This is a genomic window from Veillonella sp. Ser01 (assembly GCF_053850375.1).
In genome coordinates, this window is record NZ_JBSPUA010000004.1 from 62,650 (window position 1) to 82,521 (window position 19,872).

The window sequence follows — 19,872 nt, forward strand, 5'->3', positions numbered from 1 at the left end:
GCTATAATAATAAAGATTTATTGGTCTTTATAAAACAAGATGTAAACTTTTTATGGGGATGAGTTCTAGGAGGAATTTATGTTTAAACCAAAAGCCTATAAAAGTATGCTTGCAGCATCTGTGTTGACTGCTGTCATGGGGACAGGCAGTGTATTTGCTGCAGAGGTACAAGCTGGCTATACTCCAGATTTAAATAACACAACAACAACTAGTGCAGCTACAACTAATGATGCTACTACTACACAAGCAGTTTACAATGCTGATGCAGCTACACCTGCAGCAACACAAGATGAAACTGATGCAGCTATCTTAGCGGCTCGTGGTGATACAACTGTATCTAGCGATGGTACTGTAGTTAAAGGTTCTGACGGAACTGTTACAGTTAATAATGCTGCTTTGAAAACAGATGACAAACAAGTAAAAATGGTATCTAAAACTACTGGTGGTACTGATCTTGATAAGGCTGCTGAAAATGGTCAAACTCAAGCTGTTACAACTGTAGAGGCTCAATATGTTACATCTGCTAATGCTGAGTCTATTAATCCATATGTAGGCAAATTGATTACTGGTTTATCTATTTCTGGTGTCACAGCTGAACAACAAGCACAATTGTTGCCTATTTTAACAGAAAAAATCGGCGATGCTGTATCTGTTGATGGTGTATTTAAAGACGTGACTAACCTTGGTAATACTGGATATTTCTCTGAAGTAAATCCTGTATTCACAACTGTACCTGAAGGTGTTAAATTGGACTTTGCTGTTACAGTAAATCCAATTACTACTGGTGTATCCTTCGAAGGTAATACAGTTTATACTTCTGAAGTATTGACTAAATTTATGGATTTACAACCAGGTCAAGTTCTTAACTCCGTATATGTAGGCCAAAAAGTTCAAGGTATTAATGCAGCATATGCTCGTGATGGCTATATGTTGGCCCACGTTGACGGTATTCGTGTAGATGACCAAGGTGTGCTTCATGTTCATATCGTAGAAGGTATTGTAGAAGATATCGTTCCTGCTGGTAATAAGAAAACTCGTGATAAAGTCATTACTCGCGAATTCGTTCAAAAGAAAGGTAAACCTTTCAATAAGTTCTTGGTACGCCGTTCTGTAGAACGCGTATACAACCTAGGCTTCTTTGACGATGTAAATGTTCGTATGTTACCTGGTGATCAAGATCCTAACAATGTAATTATTGAGATTGATGTTTTGGAACATAAAACAGGTACTATTACATTAGGTGCTGGTTACTCCAAATCTGATGGCTTGATGGGGATCATTGAATTTGGCGAAGATAACTTCCGCGGTACAGGTGATAAATTCAAAGTTCACTGGGAAATCGGCGGTAAGAAAAAATATAAAAACTACCAAATCTCTTACTTGAAACCTTGGATTGACAGCAAAGGTACATCCCTTGGTTTCTCCTTCTTCAACCGTGAAGATGAATATACAGATTACAACGAAGATGGCAATGAAGTAGCAGAATATAACAAGAAATCTCGTGGCTTCAATATCTCCTTCGGTCGTCAAACTGGGGAATATACACGTGATTACTTGACATTAGAATCCCGTAAAGATACTTATAAATGGGATAGTGACGATAGCTCTGGTTATCGTTATGACACAGATGCTATCAATAATACAAGTGGCCACGGTAATGATTGGAATAATACTAATCCAAAGACTGGTGGTAGTTGGAATTTTGACTCTAATAATTACGTAAAAAATAACTTTGGACGTATTAACTCCATTACATGGCAAAAGGTATACGATTCCCGTGACAATATTTATGATCCGACACGTGGCCGTCGTATTTCCTATACAGCTCAATGGGCTGGTCATGGTTTAGGCGGTGATTTCGACTTCTATAAATTCACAGCTGAAGCACGTATGTATAAAAAACTAGGTGCTAAGAATGTTTTGGCATTCCGCGCACGTGGTGGTTTTATCCAAGGTGATGCACCTTATAGCCAATTATTTACATTGGGTGGTGCTGATTCCTTACGTGGTTACGAAGATGATCAATTCCGTGGTAAGTATATGTATAATGCGACATTGGAATTCCGTTTCCCAATCGTTAAAAAGGTTAGTGGTGTATTGTTTACTGATATCGGTGATGCATGGGATGCACCAAATGTTACATGGTACAATGGCAAGAAAACCTTTAACTATGGCGTTGGTGCTGGTGTTCGTATTACTACACCAATTGGCCCAGTTAAACTTGATTATGGCGTGGGTAAACACAAAAATAAATTCCACTTCAGCTTCGGCACACAATTCTAATATAGTAAATGTATATGGTGGAGGCCTCTTTTTTAAAGAGGCTTTCACCAATATCTCTATATGGCATCCTTTGATGTAGTAATTTAAAGAAATGAGGGCACTCTATTATGATGCGAATGATGAACAACAAGGCGAATGTGAAGATTTTCTCCATCGTCATTGCTGCTATTTTTATTATCGGTATTGGTGCATTGGCATATACTCAAATGGCTACGCCAACTGGTGGTAGTGGTAGCAGCACAATTGGTGTTATCGATACATCTCGTATGATGTCTCAAGATAATCCAATTTATATCTCTGCAGCTCAAGAATATATGAGCTATCAAAGCCAATTACAACAAGAAACACAAGCAAAAATTGATGCAGCACAAGATGATGCGACTAAACAAAAATTAGCTGAAGAAGCACGTCAAAACTTAGCAAAAAAAGATCAAGAAATTGCTAAATCCGTTCAAGATAAAGCGATGGAAGCAGCAAAAGCTGTGGGTGATGCAAAAGGCCTTAGCGTTGTAATGACTAAAGATACTGTATTATACGGTGGTGTAGATATTACAGATCAAGTTTTGAAAAAATTAGCTAATGATGCGAAAAAATAAACTGTAGTTCTATGTAAGGGAGAACGACAATGAACGGGAAAAAACGATATATCGGATTTGCCATATTTCTCGTTGTTGCATTATGTGCTATGGTTTGGGCCTATGGATTTGTGACGAATCGTCAGCAGAGTCCTGATGGGGTATCAATAGGTGTTGTACGTATTGATGATGTATTAGAGTTTAATCCTTCTTATGAGGATTATAAACAAGCTAAAAATGAATTGGACCTTTTACAACGTCAGTATGAACTTGAGCAACAAGCTCTAAATGCCAAGTCAGAGACACAAGAGGAACAGTTGAAATCTCTTGCATTAGATTCAACCTTGTCAGATGCTCTTACGGTGGAATTGCAAACTCGTATTGCAACAAAAGAAAATGAATTGAATCAGCAATTAAATGCGAAACGAAATGAACTCACTCAAAAATATTTAGCCCAGTTAAAAGTTAGTGCTAATGAATATGATTTAGAAATCGTTAATCTACAGTTAGATCTTTATGCTTATGATGCTCGTGTATACATTGATGATGCACAAAAAGAAGCGGCTATGGCAGAGAAGGCTAAGAAAGAGGAACGATTGAAGGAGTTATTAGCTAAGAGAAAACCATCTAATCTAGATGTGGACTCTATTAAGGCTAAAGTACAAGCAGAACTTGCTCCTATGCAACAAAAAGGGCAAGAAGAGCTTAACCAATATGCAGCATCTTTACAAAAGGAATTGGCTGCAAAACGAGATACTATGGTACAACAACAAGCACAATCTATTATTGCTAATAATAACTTACCTGTTGCTCAGGACTGGAATGATTCTTGGGCTAAAAAGCTTTCAGATAAAGAAGCTGAAGTGAGTGCACTTCATGAGGCAATTTTAGAAGATGTTCGTATGCGTGTAGCAATTATTGCAGAGGAACAACATTTAGATTTAGTCATCATCGATGATGGTGGTAATATTAAGGGGCTTGATATTACTGATGCTGTAAAAGCGTCCTATCGAGTTCAATAAGGAGTTATATTATGAATAAACGTATTAAATCTTTAGTATTAGGTGCATCCTTAGTGGCTTCTATGGCTGTTTTAGGTGGTTGTGGTTCCAATAATATCGGTTATGTTGATAGCGTGAAAGTAGCAAACAGCACTGAAAAAGGTATTGAAATCACTAAAGAAATCAATGCTAAGAAAGCTGAGTTGGATGCTAAAATTGCAGCCGCTGATGAAGCATCTAAACAAAATGTATTTAATCAAGCTAATCAAGAGTTAAACGCCTTTGCCAATGCAAAAGCACAAGAATATCGTCAATATCAAGAACAAAAAGTTGGTGAACTTGTAAAAGAGAAAAAACTTGATGTTGTTATCGAAAAAGGTGCTGTTGTCGGTGGTGGCTCTGATGTGACTGATGATTTGATTGCGAAGATGGGCAAAGCTTCTGATGATCAAATTAAAGAAGCTGAAAATGCAGCTAAAGCACAAGAACAAAAAGATGCACAACAAAATGCTCAACAAGCAGGTCAAACTACAGCAGTTAATACTGAGGAAAGTGCACAATAATTAAGGATTATTACAGGGGGAGGAGTTTACCTTGGAAAAAACTTTACAGGAACTCGCAACATTAGTAGGTGGTCGTGTTATAGGCGATGCATCTATTGTTATTACTGAGACACGTAGCTTTGAACAAGCCGTAAAACAATCCATAACTTTTGCAGTAGGTGAATATGTTGAACATATTGCATTATGCCAAGCGGGTGCTGTGATCGTTGAATCTGAAGTGAAAGATGCACCGATGGCTCAAATTGTAGTTGATAATGCAAAAGCAGCGTTTGCACAAGTGTTAGAACTCTTCCATCCACCTGTTATTGTTCCTAGGGAAGTGCATAGCACTGCTATTATTGGCGAAAATGTAACGATTGGAAAAAATGTTGCTATTGGTGCCTATTGTGTTATTAATGATAATGCAGTCATTGAAGATAATGTAACGATTCGCCCATATGTTTATATTGGACATAATGTGCGTATTGGCGAAGGTTCTGATATTTATGCAGGCGCTATTGTTCATGAAAACTGTATTTTAGGTAAACGCGTTGTATTGCGTGCTAAAGCAGTAATTGGTGGCGAAGGCTTCGGTTTTGCTACAGAGAATGGCGTACATACACATATTCCACAAGTTGGTAATGTTATTCTTGAAGATGATGTTGAGATTGGCTCTTGTACAACAATTGACAATGCTACAATGGGATCTACATTAGTTCGTCGTGGTACAAAAATCGATAACCTTGTACACCTTGGTCACAATGTGGAAATTGGTGAAGATTGCTTCTTAATTGCTCAAGTTGGTATTGCAGGTAGTACTAAATGTGGTAATCATGTAATCTTTGCAGGTCAAACTGGTTGTACTGGACATATCACAATTGGAGATAATGTACAATTTGCTGGAAAGACTGGTATTACAGGTAATGTACCATCTAATTCTATTATGGCAGGCTATCCTATGAGACCTCATAAAGAATGGTTAAAATTGGCCGCTTATGAAAACCGTTTGCCGGATATGGTTAAAACAGTAAAACAACTACAAAAAGAAATTGACGCTTTGAAAGCACAGCTGAAGGAGAGCTAATAATCCATGTATAGGTTTATGAAAATCTTTAGTGCCTTTATTTGCTTATTACCTAAAGGTTTGCAATATGCTATTGGTACATTGCTTGGTGAAATTGCGTGGCTAGCAGTGCCGCCTAAACGCAAGCGCCTAGCGATAGGCCAAATTCTATTCTGTAATATTACCGATGACCCCAAGGAAGCTCGACGAATTGCGAAAGCTAGTACTACACGCTTTGGTCGCATGATTATTGATGTATTACGCTATCCTGAAATTAAGGATGGTGCATACAAAGATATGGTAGAGTTTATTAACAAAGAGTACTTAGATGATGCTTTAGAAAATGGTCGAGGCGCAATCTTGGCGGCTGTTCATAGTGGCAACTGGGAACTCCTTGGGGGGGTTCTTGCTTCGGAAGGGTATCCGTTGATTTCTGTGGCCATGAAACAGAATGGTGATGCCGATAAGTTTATCAATGAATATCGTCAGATTATGCACCAACATGTGACTTATAAAACTGGTGTGCGGGAAATGATCAATGAACTAAAAAAAGGTGCTTTTTTAGGCCTTATTATGGATCAGGATCCTGGTGATGATGGTGTTCTTGTACCATTCTTTGGTTATGAAACATTGACGGCTGCTGGTCCCGCTGTGTTGGCTCGTATGCAAGATGTACCTATCATTTTTGTGACAATACATTATAGTCCATTTTCTGAGAAGCATGAGATTGAAGTACATCCACCAATTTATGTGGAGCGTACAGATGATAAAAAACGTGATATAGCAGTAACAACAACGCTTTTAAATGAGTTTATTGAAGATTATATTAGAAGATATCCTGAAGATTGGTTCTGGCTTCATAACCGTTGGAAGTGGACACGTCGTTTCTATGGTGAGCATATTGAAACTCCGCCAGATGTATATCGCTAATTATTAAATATAAAGAGATTTTACATGTGTATTTGTACAGTGTCGATTTAGATGCCGCATGAATAAAGCATAGTAAAGTCTCTTTTTATTTTATAGTGTATAAAGTACTATTTATAATTAAATTTATATAAAGTTAATTATGTGAAAAATGCTTTCAAAATCATTGAATATATGGTAAATTCCTTGTATCACCTATGCAAATAGGGTATAATACATATTGGTGTATAGTAAACGTGAATTCAGATTATGAAAGGACTTTCTTATGAGTAAGCCACAACAAACAATTAAACAGGCTATTTCATATCAAGGGATTGGCCTTCATAGCGGTGAACCAGTGAATATGGTTTTTAAACCTGCACCTGAAAATACAGGAATTGTGTTTATCCGCACGGACATTGAAGGGCATCCTTCTGTGCGAGCACACATTGATAATGTGACGAACACTATGCGCGCTACTACATTGGAAAATGGTGAAGCGAAGGTTTTCACTGTAGAACATGTTATGGCTGCGTTCAGTGCTATGAATATTGATAACTGTTATATCGAGATGGATTCTCCTGAACCTGCTGTAGGTGATGGTAGTAGTGCTATTTTTGTAGGCCTTATAGAAGAGGCTGGCATTCAAGAACAAACAGCACCACGTCATGTATATAAAATAACTCGCTCCCATGCTATTTATGATGGTGATCGTTTTATAGTTATTTTGCCATACGATGGCTATCGCATTACATTTACATCGGTTAACAGTCATCCGTTACTTGGTACGCAAAATTGCGATTTTGAGGTTTCACCAGAATCCTTTAAAGAGCATATTAGTGCTGCTAGAACTATCGGATTTATGAAAGAATTAGAACAATTACAGGCTATGGGCCTTGCAAAAGGTGGTACCTTAGATAATGCGTTAGTTTATGATGATGAGAAGTGTTTGTCTGTACCTCGCTTTGATGACGAATTAGTTCGTCATAAGGCATTAGATGTAGTAGGCGACTTATTCTTATTAGGACGAATCGAAGGTCATGTAATTGCTATGAAATCGAGTCATGAATTAAACTCAAAATTGGCTCGTAGTATAATGGAAGAAATAAGGGAGACACAGCCATGATTCTTAATCACGAAGACATTTTAGAAATTTTACCTCATCGTTATCCTATGCTTTTGGTAGATCGCATCGTTGAGTTAGAACCTATGAAACGCGCTGTGGGCATTAAAAATGCTACATTCAACGAATTGTTCTTCCAAGGTCACTTCCCAGGTAATCCAGTAATGCCAGGCGTGTTATTGACTGAGGCTATTGCACAAGTTGGTGGTATTGCTTTGCTATACCCTGAAGAAAACCGAGGTCTTACACCTATGTTTACAGGTATTGATAAAGTTCGTTTCCGTCATCCTGTAAAACCTGGTGATCAAGTACGTATGGAAGTTGATATTGTAAAAATCAAAGGTAAAATGGGTAAGGTTGAAGGCCGTGCCTATGTTGGCGACAAATTGTGCGCTAGCGGTGAATACATGTTTGCCCTTGTATAATGATTGAGGAGTGATTGTAGTGATAGTTGTAGGCATGGAAAATGCAGAATCCAACATCCATAGTACAGCCATAGTCCATCCAAATGCTAAATTGGGCAAAGATGTAATCGTAGGTCCTGGCGCTGTAATCGGCGAACATGTCGAAATCGGCGATGGTACACAAATCGGTGCACATGTTGTAATTGGTGGTTGGACAACCATTGGTAAGCGTTGTGAGATTTATCCTAACGCATCTATTGGGTTGGAACCGCAAGATTTAAAATTCAAAGGCGAAAAAAGCTATTGTAATATTGGCGATGAAACGGTTATCCGTGAATTTGTCACTATTAGTCGCGCTACTGGAGAAGGTGAAGAAACACGTGTAGGCAATAACTGCTTGCTTCAAGCATGTACACATGTGGCTCATAACTGTATCGTTGGCAATAATGTAATTATGAGTAACTGTGCAGGCTTAGCTGGTCACGCTATCGTTGAAGATCGCGTAGTTATTGGTGGCCTTGCAGGTATTCATCAATTTGTTAAGATCGGTCGAAATGCTATGGTTGGCGGCATGGCTAAGGTGGTCCAAGATATTCCACCGTACGTTATTGCTGATGGTCAACCAGCGCGTGTTATCGGCCTTAACTCTGTTGGTTTATCTCGTGCAGGTATTTCAGAAGAAGTACGCCGAGATTTGAAACAAGCATTCCGTATTATTTATCGTTCTGGTTTTAGCTTATCTAAGGCTATTGAAGAAATGGAAATGCAGCTTGATTCTTCTGTAGAAATTGAAAATTTATTACGCTTCTTGCGCAATGCCGATCGTGGTATTATGCGTACACGTCGCGACTAATTCAAAAGACCTCGTACAATGTACGAGGTCTTTTTGTGTAATCTATTAATATTAATATTTTTATATGATCTATAAAATTTAGGCTTTTAATTGGATAAGAATTTTATAATAGTAGTTCATTAATATTAAATATTTTGATAAAAATATCTGAATATATTTTACGTTCCTAAGTTGTAAAATTGGGATTAAAATAATTCTGTTAAAATGATGAAGAAATAGGCATAAAACATAGTGTTTTAATGGTAAAAAGTATCCATTTATAGTACAATATATTGTATATGATTATGTCTTTTTTGAGGCATTATTTATTGTAAATTTGTAATTACTAATTGATATATAGGCCGTAGGTCATCTAGGAGGTATAGTCTTGGCAAAGGTAGGATTGATTGCAGGCATTGGAGTTTTACCTGTAGAATTCATGCGAGCCGCTCATGTATTAGGTCACGAGGTAGTTGTTATCGGCGTGGTTCCAGATGTAGACCCGGCTTTGAAGGCTGAGGCCGATGCTTTCTATGATATTAGTGTTGCTAAACTAGGTAAAATCTTCAAAACCTTAAAAAATGAAGGCGTTGTAGAGTTAACCATGTTAGGCAAAGTTACTAAAGAAATTCTTTTTAAGGGTCTTGCTTTCCCAGACTTGAAAACATTAGGCGTGCTTAAACGTTTGAAAAATCGCAAGGATGACACGATTATGCTTGCCATCGTTGATGAAATCGAAAGAGAAGGATTTAAAGTTTTAGATCAAACCGTATATCTAAAACCATTTATGCCAAAGGTGGGGGTGCTTTCCAAAGCACAACCAACTGATGAGCAATGGGCGGATATTTGCTTTGGCTTTGAATTAGCAAAACAAATGGGTGGTCTTGATATTGGACAAACTGTTGTTGTTAAGCACAAAGCGGCAATGGCTATCGAGGCTATTGAAGGTACTGATAAGTGCATTTTGCGCGGCGGTGAGTTAGGTCGTGGTGAGGCTGTTGTAGTTAAAACAGAAAAGCCAAATCAAGACGTGCGTTTTGATGTACCTGCTGTGGGGATTAAAACATTAATGTCTATGATTGACAGTGGCTGTAAAGTGTTAGCTGTTGAAGCAGAAAAGACTATTTTTGTTCAGCAAGAAGACGTACTTGATATGGCTAATCGCCATGGTATTGTCATCTGTGCTGTAGACCAAGAATTTGTGAATTCCAGAAAGGATGCATAATGAAAGTCATGTTTTCCGCCGGAGAAGCATCCGGTGATACTCATGCGGCCAGCGTTGCTAATGCACTAAAAGAAATAGATCCTTCGGTCGATATGTTTGGTATGGGTGGCACCTTGATGGAACGCGCTGGTGTTCGCATCGTATATGATATTAAAAATTTAGGTGTTATCGGGATTGTAGAGATTGTTAAATCCTTACCAAAATTCTTTAAACTTCGCACATATTTAAAACGCGTCATGATGAAGGAAAAACCAGATATTCTCGTATGTGTAGACTATCCTGGGTTTAATATGAAGCTGGCAGCCGTAGCCCATGAATTAGGGATTCCTGTTCTATATTACATTGCTCCTACAATTTGGGCATGGCATAGCAGTCGTGGTAATACAATTCGTAAGTATGTAACAAAGGTTGCATCCATATTCCCCTTTGAAGCTGAAGCGTATCGCAAATATAAATGCGATGTAGAGTTCGTGGGGCATCCATTATTAGATATCGTACATCCTACGATGACTAAAGAGGAGGCTGAAGAATACTTTGGGGCTCGTAAAGAAGCTAAAAAAGTATTGCTTATGCCTGGTAGTCGCAAGCAAGAGGTTTTATCTTTGCTTGATACGATGTTAAAAAGTGGTGAGCAATTGATGGCGAATCATGAAGATATTCAATTCTTCTTACCTCGAGCACATACCATCGATCGCAGTGAGCTGGAAACCTTTATCGATGCTCATAAGGTGCCTGTTACGATTACAGAAGACCATACGTATGACTTGATGCAAGTTTGTGATGTGTGCCTTGCCGCATCAGGAACTGCTACATTGGAAACAGCAATGATGGAATTACCGACCGTGTTACTGTATCGTGTATCCCCAATTACTTATGGTATTGGGAAAATGGTAGTAAATGTATCACATGTAGGCTTGCCTAATATTGTGGCCGGTAAAGAGGTAATTCCTGAATTATTACAAGATTCTGTTACACCACAGGCTATTGTATCCTTAGTGGAACCTCTTCTAACTGATGTTGAGAAAAATAAAGCTATGCGCAGTGAATTGCGTGAAGTACATCATAAATTAGGTGAACCAGGCGCCGTAAAGCGTGTAGCGGAATTAGTATATAATCTCGGTAAGGAGAAATGTAATGAATAGTTACTCTAGGCTCTTATATTTTGTAAAGCCTTATTATAAACGCATGATCTTTGCAGTATTTTGCATGATTGTTGCGGCTGCGGCGTACTTGGTAGTTCCTTGGCTAATTAAAAATGTAGTAGACCAAGTATTAGATGATAAAAATATGTTTATGTTGAACCTCATTGTAGGGGCCATTATTTTGATATTCTTGATTCGTGGTTTTGCCACTTATGGGCAAACCTATAATATGTCCTACATTGGACAACGCGTTATTATCGATGTACGTGAGGCTATTTTTAATCATTTACAAAAATTAAGTCTATCTTACTTTGATCGCCGTAAAACAGGCGTTATCATGAGTAATCTTACGAATGACGTGGCAGCATTACAAACTGCTGTAGTTGATAACTTGATTTCCTTTATCACGGAATCTGTAACACTTATTGGTTCTCTTGTTTCTATGCTTCTTATTGACTGGAAATTGACACTAGTTACCTTTATTACGGTTCCTGTAGTATTGGTCATTATCAATGTATTTGGTAAAAAGCTTCGCGTCGCAGGTCATGATGTACAAGGTCGTGTGGCTGACATTACAGCTCTTTTACAAGAGGTTATTAGTGCAATTCGTGTTGTGAAATCCTTCGCTCGTGAAGATTTTGAGCGCAAGCGTTTCGAAGATGAGAATGATCGGAACTTTAAAGCTGTTATTAAAGCTACTAAGTTGACTAGTTTACTAAGTCCAATGGTCGAGTTTTCTGCGGCTATTGCAGTGGCAGTCATTCTTTGGTATGGCGGGTATTCTGTGGTAACAGGAACTATTACAGCAGGCTCTTTGATTGCTTTCTTGATTTATGCCATTAACTTGTCCAACCCGGTAAAACGCTTGAGCCAAGTGTATGGTAACATTCAAAAAGCCTTAGCAGCAGCTGATCGTGTATTTGAAATCTTAGATACTAAAACTGATGTTGTAGAAAAAGCTGATGCTATTACGTTGCCATCCATTAAAGGCGATGTAGAGTTTAAAGATGTTTCCTTCTCTTATGATGGTGAAAAAACGGCGCTTGAAAACTTCACGTTGTCTGTTAAGGCTGGTGAAAGTGTAGCCCTTGTTGGCCCATCTGGAGCAGGTAAAACGACTCTTGCTAACTTGTTACCTCGCTTCTACGATGTAACGGGTGGCGCTCTTACCATTGATGGTTATAATGTAAAAGATGTTACATTTAAATCATTACGTGAGCAAATCGGACTTGTACCACAAGAAACAGTATTATTTAATGCCACGATTAAAGAGAATATCTTGTATGGTCGATTAGATGCTACTGATGAAGAGGTATATGAAGCTGCTAAGGCTGCTAATGTTCTTGAGTTCGTAGAAAAGATGCCTGATGGTCTCGATACAGTTGTAGGTGAGCGAGGTAGCTCCTTATCTGGCGGTCAACGTCAACGGGTAGCCATTGCACGCGCTATTTTAAAAGATCCTCGTATTCTGATCTTGGATGAAGCCACATCTGCATTAGATACAGAGAGTGAAAAACTTGTACAAGAGGCACTAGATCGCCTCATGAAAGGGCGTACTGCATTTGTTATTGCCCACCGATTGAGCACAGTTCAAAATGCTCATCAAATTGTTGTACTTAATCAAGGCCACTTGGTAGAGCAGGGGACTCACCAAGAGCTATTAGCTGTTAATGGCGGATTGTACAATCATCTCTATTCCGTTCAATTCTCCAACAAAGGATAACCATGTACTGGATATATAATGTATTGCTCATATTTTATTGGATTGGCTTGATTCCGGTTATTTTATACCGTCTCGCCTTTGAAGATGGATTTTATGAGCGTATCAAACAGAGTGCAGGCTATATGCCAGCCTCATTACTAAAGAAAATTGAAGGACGTCGTGCTATTTGGATTCATGCTGCTTCTGTAGGGGAAATTGTAGCTACTAGTCCATTGGTAAAAGAGGTAAAAAAGGAATTTCCTGAAGCCGTTGTGGTCGTATCTGTTGTAACTGCTACAGGTCATGCAATGGCACATCGCATTATTCCTGAGGCAGAAGGTATTATTTTCTTTCCTCTTGATTTGCCTTATTTGACACGTAAGATTTTGCATATTATTAAACCTATTGCCATCTTACTTGTAGAAACAGAAATTTGGCCAAATTTCTTGCGCATTGCGCAATCAGAAGATATTCCTGTTATGATGGTTAATGGGCGGATTTCTGATCGTAGTATGAAACGCTATAAATATATTAGTGCGTTCACAAAAGAAATGTTGCGTTCTATTGAACGTTTTTGTATGCAATCTAAGTTTGATGCAGCACATATTGAAGTGTTAGGAGCTCATACACCAGATATTACCGTAACAGGGAATATGAAGTACGACCAAACGTACGCTACTGTATCAAACGAAGAAAAACAATCTCTTCTTGAAGAGTTTGGCTTTGGTAATAATCACCCTATAATTATTGCTGGTAGTACACATAAGGGTGAGGAAGAAACAATATTTGAGACCTTTAAACAAGTATTGCAAGAATACCCTCAAGCTCGTTTACTAATTGCGCCTCGTGAGATATATCGCGGTCATGATGTTCAAAATCTAGCGAATCGTTATGAATTAAATGCTATTTGTCGTAGTGATATGACAGAGCCAGTTCATGAAGGAATACCTGTAGTTGTTTTGGATACTATTGGCGAACTTGGTCGTTTATATAGCTTAGGGGATATTATTTTTGTTGGTGGTTCTCTTGTGAAAACTGGAGGCCATAATATTCTCGAACCGGCAGCACATGGTAAACCAATTCTTGTAGGACCATATATGTTCAATTTCAAAGAGATTTTCGCTTTATTACATTCTCGTCATGCTTGTGAGCAGGTGAAGAATGGTAAAGAATTAACTGATATGGTATTGCGATTATGTAAGGATAAGGATTTATCAACGGAAATGGGTCAAAACTGTCTTGATATTATTCGTGAAAATCGCGGTGCTACACAACGTAATACACAAGAGTTACGTCAGTTATTTGAAAAACACCATATTATTCCATAAGCTAGATATAATTTATTAGATTCATCTATGATGTTACATAATAGGAGGAGTCACCTATGAGTGGGGAAGCATTATTTAAATCCATCGTTAGTGGTGAGAATCAATCCATATTAGGTGATATAGCTCGTTCCAGCTTGGGCTTTCTGAGTAAAGGTTACGAAAAGGCTGTATCTATACGAAACACTCGATTTGATGCGGGAAAAGGGGTTACTAAAGTTACCGTTCCGGTTATCAGTGTTGGTAATATTACTGCCGGTGGTACAGGTAAAACCCCAATGGTGAGATTTATATGTGATGTGCTTGCCCGAAAAGGACTCCATCCTACTGTGCTTAGTCGTGGCTATCGGGCTGAGGACAATAAGAAAAATATAATTATTTCTAAAGATGGTGCTATGTTGGTAGAGCCATTTATTAGTGGTGATGAAGCTTGGTTGTTGGCAAAAGTATTACAAAAGTCTAATGTGATTATCGGCCGTGAACGGGCCAAATCTGCACAAATTGCCATAGATGAGCTCGGTGCAGATTGTTTAGTTATGGATGACGGCTTTCAACATCGCGCATTAGCTCGAGATATTGATATCGTTCTTATTGATGCTTCTAACCCATTTGGTTATGACCATGTATTACCTCGTGGTTTATTACGAGAACCGCTTAGTGGCTTACAGAGAGCTAGTATTATCGTTCTTACCAAGGTGGATCAAGTGGCACCAGGTGTTGTTTCAGGCATCCGTAAGCGTTTAGCTTATATGCTTCCCAATACACCTGTATATGAAACAATCCACAAGCCTCAATGTATGTATACATTAGATGAGTGGGTCAACGGAGAAAATGGTTCTCCCGTCGATACATATGAAAAGCATCGAATCATGGCGGTTAGTGGTATTGGGAACCCTCAATCCTTTACACAAACATTGACCGATATCGGATATAATGTGGTCCATACAATGCCATTTGGTGATCATCATAATTTCGAAAATGATGATGTTGTAGATATTTGGAAAGAGGCATTTGCTCATCAAGCAGATGCTATTTGTATCACGGAGAAGGATGCGGTGAAGTTAAGTCAATTGCATGCAATTGAAGACTTGAAAATACCGATTCTAGTGCTATCTATTGGAATTGAGTTCATCTCTGGAAAACAAGAATTCATAGAAAATTTAGAGATTTAGTGTATAATAATTAGATACACGAATAACAGAAATGGGGTTTTATTGTGAAGTTTGGATGCGTTATTCCTGCTCGTTATGGTTCTACAAGATTACCAGGGAAACCATTAGCGGATATTGCAGGTAAACCAATGATTGAACGGGTTTATGCAAGAGTGTCACAAGCGACAAAAACAGAGTGTACTATTGTTGCTACAGATGATGAACGCGTATATTCTGCAGTTCAAAACTTTGGAGGATCTGTTATGATGACAGACCCTAATCACCCTACAGGAACTGATCGATTAGCCGAGGTTGCTAATCATTATACAGACTTAGATGTCATTATTAATGTTCAAGGTGATGAACCTATGATTGAGCCAAAACTTATTGATGAATTGGCCCAACTTTTTGAAGAAGATCCAAACTTACAGATGGCAACTGTAGCCACTCCTTTATTGGAGGATGAATACGATGAACCATCAGCGGTAAAGGTTATTTTAAATAATCGCAATGATGCGATGTATTTTTCTAGATCCTTAATTCCCTATCCTCGTCATGATTTTGTACGTGCGCCGTTAAAACATATTGGTATCTATGCATATCGTAGAGATTTCTTATTAAACTATGCAACGATGGAACCAACACCAGCGGAGCAAACCGAATCGTTAGAGCAATTGCGCGCTCTCGAAAATGGCTATACTATTCGTGTTATTCTTACAGATAAACGATTTATCGGTGTAGACACACCGGAAGACTTAGCTCGTGTAAATGCAATTTACGAGCAAGAGGAGAAATAAATGAAAACAGTTCAAATTAAAGATATTACAGTCGGTGGCGGTAAAGGTCTTTTTGTTCTTGCTGGACCTTGTGTTATTGAAGATTATGACCGTACATTGGCTATTGGCAAACGGGCAAAAGAAATTTGTGAACGCTTAGGAGTTCCATATATCTTTAAAGCTTCTTTCGATAAGGCTAACCGTTCTAGCTATGGTTCTTTCCGTGGACCAGGTCTTGAGGAAGGTCTAAAAATCCTTGCTTCTATTAAAAAAGAACTCAATGTACCAGTTGTAAGTGATATTCACTCCATTGAACAAATCGAACCGGCTGCAGAAGTATTGGATGTTTTGCAAATTCCAGCTTTCTTATGTCGTCAAACAGACCTTGTATATGGTGCAGCTAAAACTGGCAAATGCGTAAATGTGAAAAAAGGTCAATTTATGGCGCCTAAAGATATGGAAAATGTCTTAAACAAAATGAAAGAAACAGGCAATGAAAATCTTATGCTTACAGAGCGTGGATTTAGCTTTGGCTATAACAATCTCGTTGTAGATATGAGATCCTTCCCAATTATGCGTTCTTTCGATTATCCAGTAGTATTTGATGCTACACATAGTGTTCAATTACCTGGTGGCGCAGGTACTAAATCTAGTGGTAATCGCGAATTTGTACCAAACTTGGCTCGTGCCGCTGTTGCAAGTGGTGTAGATGGTCTATTCTTTGAAGTACATGATAATCCAGAGGAAGCATTATCCGATGGTCCAAACATGTTATACTTAGATAATTTTGAAGCTTTGCTACGAGATTTAGTAGCTATTGATAAAATCGTAAAAGGTTAGGGGCGGTATTTGTGACTATTTTAGAACAAGCAGCACAGGTACTTCATGAGGAAGCACGTGCTATTGAGGAATTAAGTTCTCGTTTGGATCACAATTTTGTAAATGCTGTAAATATGATTTTGGCTTGTAAGGGCCGTGTAGTATGTACTGGTATGGGAAAATCTGGCCATATTGGTCGCAAAATTGCGGCTACCTTGGCTAGTACTGGTACACCGGCACTTTTCATGCATCCTGGTGAAGGTGTGCATGGCGATCTTGGTATGATTACAGAAGATGATGTAGTATTGGCTTTTTCCAATAGTGGTGAAACAGGTGAAATTATCAGTATCTTACCATCCTTACGTCGCATAGGTGCAAAATTAATCTGTGTTGTAGGTAAACCAGAATCTACATTAGCTAAAAATTCTGATATTGTATTGCTAGCTGAAGTAGAACGTGAAGCTTGTCCATTAGGGTTAGCGCCTACTACAAGTACTACTGTTGCTTTAGCATTAGGTGATGCCTTAGCAGTATGCTTATTAGAACGACATCACTTTACACCTGAAAACTTTGCTGTATTCCATCCAGGTGGTTCTCTTGGTCGTAAATTATTGTTGACCGTAGAAAATATTATGCATGGTGGTGAAGATAATCCTACGGTATTTAAAGGTGCAACAGTACGAGATGCACTCTTTGTAATGACCGAAAAAGGTTTAGGCGCTACTAATGTTATTGATGAAGAAGGTCACTTATTAGGTCTTGTTACCGATGGTGATGTGCGCCGCGGATTAGATTCTGGTAGTAATTTCCTAGAATGGCCTGTAGAGGATATGATGACCTCTATGCCTCGTACGATTACAAAGGACAAATTAGCGGCTGAAGCTCTTCATTTAATGGAGAAAAATCAACCACGTCCTATTACGGTGTTACCAGTTGTAGATACAGATAATAAATGTCTAGGCATTGTTCATATTACGGATTTATTGCGTAGAGGCATTGTATAATGAATATTCAATGGATTGTTCTTGATGTTGATGGCGTGCTATCTGATGGTACTCTAATCTATACATCAAGTGGGGAAGAACTTAAGTCTTTCTCTGTAAAAGATGGCTTAGGATTAACGGCAGCTCGAAAAGTAGGTCTTAAGCTTGCCATCATCACAGCACGGATATCTCCTATGGTTGAGCGACGTGCTAAGGAACTTCATTTTGATGCATTGCTTATGGGGCATGCGAATAAGACAGAAGCATTAAGAACCCTTTGTAAAGAGCATCAAATCAATTTAGAAGAGATTGCTTACATGGGGGATGACCTCAACGATTTGGGGGCTCTTCAACTAGTTGGTTTACCTATGGCGCCAAATAATGCGGTACCAGAGGTCAAAGAATTAGCTAAATTTATTTCTACTGTTAATGGCGGTCAAGGTGCCGTAAGAGAAGCTGTAGAATATATCTTGAAGAATCAAGGATTATGGGAAACTGTTGTAGCAGACTATGCACGAGAGGCCCATGCTCATGGACAATAAAGGAGGTGGGCAGAATGAATAACGAATGGCAATACCATTTAGTTAAAGGCATTAGCTGGCTCGTTTGCCGACTGCCGTATAAGCTCATTTTGCTCATAGGCGCTAGTTTAGGACCCGTATATGGTCTCATAGCGAAGAAGCAAAAACTTAGAGGTATAAAAAACATAAAGATTGGCATGAACATGAATGATCAAGAGGCAGAACAATTAATTGAAAAGTTATTTAAAAATCTTGGCCGTAGTGTTATGGAAGTATTGTACATGCCAAACCTTACAAAATCCTTTATCGATAAACATATTGAAATGCGTGGTGTCGAATATTTAGAAGACGCCATCGCAGAAGATAAAGGTGTTATTGTTCTTACTGGACATGTAGGCAATTGGGAATGGATGGGTGCTGCTATGGCGGCTCATGGATATCCATCTACCACAATTGTTAAAAAACAACCGAATGCTCAATTTACACGTCTCATGAATGAGTATCGTGAGATGGTAGGACTTGATGTATTTGCTAGTGGTGGCAACGAAATCGTTTCTGCTGCAAAGGCTTTAAAGAAGAAAAAACTGCTTGGCTTCTTAGCTGACCAAGATGGATATATACATGGTTTACCAGTTCCGTTTTTAGGTCAAGACTCCTCTGCGGTTATTGGACCAGCTACATTTGCGAAAAAATTTGGTTCTCCCGTAGTTCCCATTTTTGCATCTCGCAAGGCTGAAGGTGGGCATATTGTTCACATTTTACCAGCATTGCATTATATTGACACTGGCGATGAAGATGCAGATATGTATCGTCTAACTGAGGAATGTGTACGCGTTACTGAAGACTTTATTCGCCAGCATCCAGATGAATGGCTTTGGTTCCAACATCGCTGGATGACTAAGATGGATCAAATTATTGATTATGATAAGAAGATAGCTGCACGGGAGAGGGCACATGAAAAATAATAAAAAATTAATTGCCATAGTGGCCGCTATAGTGTTGGCTCTAATTGGTCTTATCGTATATATTATGAAAGACTCTGGTGATGTGGGTACCACTCAAAATCAGAATGGTCAACTCGTTAATTTCCAAGGTGCTGACCTACAAGAGGAAAAGGATGGCAAATTAGTGTGGGCCTTATCAGCTGAAAAGATTGAATATGACCCACGGACAAAGGCCATCGTTTTGACTAATTTGAAGGGTCTTTTCTATCAAGATGATGTGACCACTACTATTACAGCTCCTCATGCTGTATTGACGGGGGACCGCAATTCTCTTGATATCGACCAAGGCGTTACAGCTACCAATACAGAAGGTGCAGAATTTAAAACAGAAGCCCTTCACTTTGATAACAAAACGAAAACGTTGACATCTAAGACGGCTTTTACTTATAACAGTAAGGATGTAACTCTTACAGGCGATAAGCTTGAAGGTAATATGTCTTTGAAAATTATTAAAGCCATTGGCAATGCAAAATTAACGAAGAAGTAATTGAGGGG

Annotated in this window: 20 protein-coding genes; all 20 read left to right on the forward strand. The window is 38.6% G+C overall.

The window, feature by feature from the left end; genetic code table 11:
• Positions 1-78: 78 nt before the first annotated feature.
• The 20 genes from ACWTVK_RS07900 (at position 79) to lptC (ending at position 19,864) form a co-directional block, all read left to right on the forward strand.
• Positions 79-2,283, forward strand: coding sequence for a BamA/OMP85 family outer membrane protein (locus ACWTVK_RS07900; protein ID WP_456046488.1), 2,205 nt, complete (start codon positions 79-81; stop codon positions 2,281-2,283).
• Between the two features lie 107 nt (positions 2,284-2,390).
• A complete protein-coding gene (locus tag ACWTVK_RS07905) occupies positions 2,391-2,879 on the forward strand; it encodes an OmpH family outer membrane protein (RefSeq protein WP_308522840.1) in 489 nt (162 codons plus the stop codon).
• Between the two features lie 29 nt (positions 2,880-2,908).
• The gene (locus ACWTVK_RS07910) at positions 2,909-3,880 is read left to right on the forward strand and encodes a coiled-coil domain-containing protein (RefSeq protein ID WP_105086181.1); all 972 of its coding nucleotides are present in this window, start codon (positions 2,909-2,911) and stop codon (positions 3,878-3,880) included.
• An 11-nt stretch (positions 3,881-3,891) separates the two neighbouring features.
• A complete protein-coding gene (locus ACWTVK_RS07915) occupies positions 3,892-4,422 on the forward strand; it encodes a hypothetical protein (RefSeq protein ID WP_456046489.1) in 531 nt (176 codons plus the stop codon).
• Between the two features lie 31 nt (positions 4,423-4,453).
• Entirely contained in the window at positions 4,454-5,485 is a 1,032-nt protein-coding gene (gene lpxD / locus ACWTVK_RS07920) for a UDP-3-O-(3-hydroxymyristoyl)glucosamine N-acyltransferase (RefSeq protein WP_295213705.1), read from the forward strand.
• Positions 5,486-5,491: 6 nt separating this feature from the next.
• A complete protein-coding gene (locus tag ACWTVK_RS07925; protein ID WP_213467095.1) occupies positions 5,492-6,394 on the forward strand; it encodes a lysophospholipid acyltransferase family protein in 903 nt (300 codons plus the stop codon).
• Between the two features lie 262 nt (positions 6,395-6,656).
• The gene (gene lpxC / locus ACWTVK_RS07930; RefSeq protein ID WP_456046490.1) at positions 6,657-7,496 is read left to right on the forward strand and encodes a UDP-3-O-acyl-N-acetylglucosamine deacetylase; all 840 of its coding nucleotides are present in this window, start codon (positions 6,657-6,659) and stop codon (positions 7,494-7,496) included.
• Positions 7,493-7,918 (forward strand): 3-hydroxyacyl-ACP dehydratase FabZ, encoded by a 426-nt coding sequence (fabZ, locus tag ACWTVK_RS07935; protein WP_004695477.1) that lies wholly within the window; start codon positions 7,493-7,495, stop codon positions 7,916-7,918. The genes lpxC and fabZ overlap by 4 nt, the downstream gene beginning before the upstream one ends.
• A 19-nt stretch (positions 7,919-7,937) precedes the next feature.
• On the forward strand, positions 7,938-8,750 hold the full coding sequence (gene lpxA, locus ACWTVK_RS07940) for an acyl-ACP--UDP-N-acetylglucosamine O-acyltransferase (RefSeq protein WP_174683260.1): 813 nt from the start codon (positions 7,938-7,940) through the stop codon (positions 8,748-8,750).
• Positions 8,751-9,117: 367 nt separating this feature from the next.
• On the forward strand, positions 9,118-9,954 hold the full coding sequence (locus tag ACWTVK_RS07945) for an LpxI family protein (protein WP_257847312.1): 837 nt from the start codon (positions 9,118-9,120) through the stop codon (positions 9,952-9,954).
• Positions 9,954-11,096, forward strand: coding sequence for a lipid-A-disaccharide synthase (lpxB, locus tag ACWTVK_RS07950; RefSeq protein WP_456046491.1), 1,143 nt, complete (start codon positions 9,954-9,956; stop codon positions 11,094-11,096). Before ACWTVK_RS07945 ends, lpxB begins: the two co-directional genes overlap by 1 nt.
• Positions 11,089-12,819, forward strand: a complete 1,731-nt coding sequence (locus ACWTVK_RS07955; RefSeq protein WP_456046492.1) for an ABC transporter ATP-binding protein — start codon at positions 11,089-11,091, stop codon at positions 12,817-12,819. The genes lpxB and ACWTVK_RS07955 overlap by 8 nt, the downstream gene beginning before the upstream one ends.
• A gap of 2 nt (positions 12,820-12,821) precedes the next feature.
• The gene (locus ACWTVK_RS07960; RefSeq protein WP_314108647.1) at positions 12,822-14,126 is read left to right on the forward strand and encodes a 3-deoxy-D-manno-octulosonic acid transferase; all 1,305 of its coding nucleotides are present in this window, start codon (positions 12,822-12,824) and stop codon (positions 14,124-14,126) included.
• 56 nt (positions 14,127-14,182) lie between these two features.
• The gene (gene lpxK, locus ACWTVK_RS07965; protein ID WP_456046493.1) at positions 14,183-15,295 is read left to right on the forward strand and encodes a tetraacyldisaccharide 4'-kinase; all 1,113 of its coding nucleotides are present in this window, start codon (positions 14,183-14,185) and stop codon (positions 15,293-15,295) included.
• 44 nt (positions 15,296-15,339) lie between these two features.
• Positions 15,340-16,071 carry a 3-deoxy-manno-octulosonate cytidylyltransferase gene (kdsB, locus tag ACWTVK_RS07970; protein ID WP_456046494.1) on the forward strand — a complete coding sequence of 244 codons (732 nt, stop codon included), beginning with the start codon at positions 15,340-15,342 and terminating at the stop codon, positions 16,069-16,071.
• On the forward strand, positions 16,072-16,890 hold the full coding sequence (gene kdsA, locus ACWTVK_RS07975) for a 3-deoxy-8-phosphooctulonate synthase (RefSeq protein WP_024065882.1): 819 nt from the start codon (positions 16,072-16,074) through the stop codon (positions 16,888-16,890).
• Between the two features lie 11 nt (positions 16,891-16,901).
• Positions 16,902-17,873, forward strand: coding sequence for a KpsF/GutQ family sugar-phosphate isomerase (locus ACWTVK_RS07980; protein ID WP_060924938.1), 972 nt, complete (start codon positions 16,902-16,904; stop codon positions 17,871-17,873).
• Positions 17,873-18,394 (forward strand): KdsC family phosphatase, encoded by a 522-nt coding sequence (locus ACWTVK_RS07985; RefSeq protein WP_456046495.1) that lies wholly within the window; start codon positions 17,873-17,875, stop codon positions 18,392-18,394. The genes ACWTVK_RS07980 and ACWTVK_RS07985 overlap by 1 nt, the downstream gene beginning before the upstream one ends.
• 14 nt (positions 18,395-18,408) lie before the next feature.
• Complete coding sequence (locus ACWTVK_RS07990; RefSeq protein ID WP_456046496.1) at positions 18,409-19,338, forward strand: lysophospholipid acyltransferase family protein; 930 nt, start codon at positions 18,409-18,411, stop codon at positions 19,336-19,338.
• Positions 19,328-19,864 carry an LPS export ABC transporter periplasmic protein LptC gene (lptC, locus tag ACWTVK_RS07995; RefSeq protein WP_456046497.1) on the forward strand — a complete coding sequence of 179 codons (537 nt, stop codon included), beginning with the start codon at positions 19,328-19,330 and terminating at the stop codon, positions 19,862-19,864. The genes ACWTVK_RS07990 and lptC overlap by 11 nt, the downstream gene beginning before the upstream one ends.
• Positions 19,865-19,872: the final 8 nt, after the last annotated feature.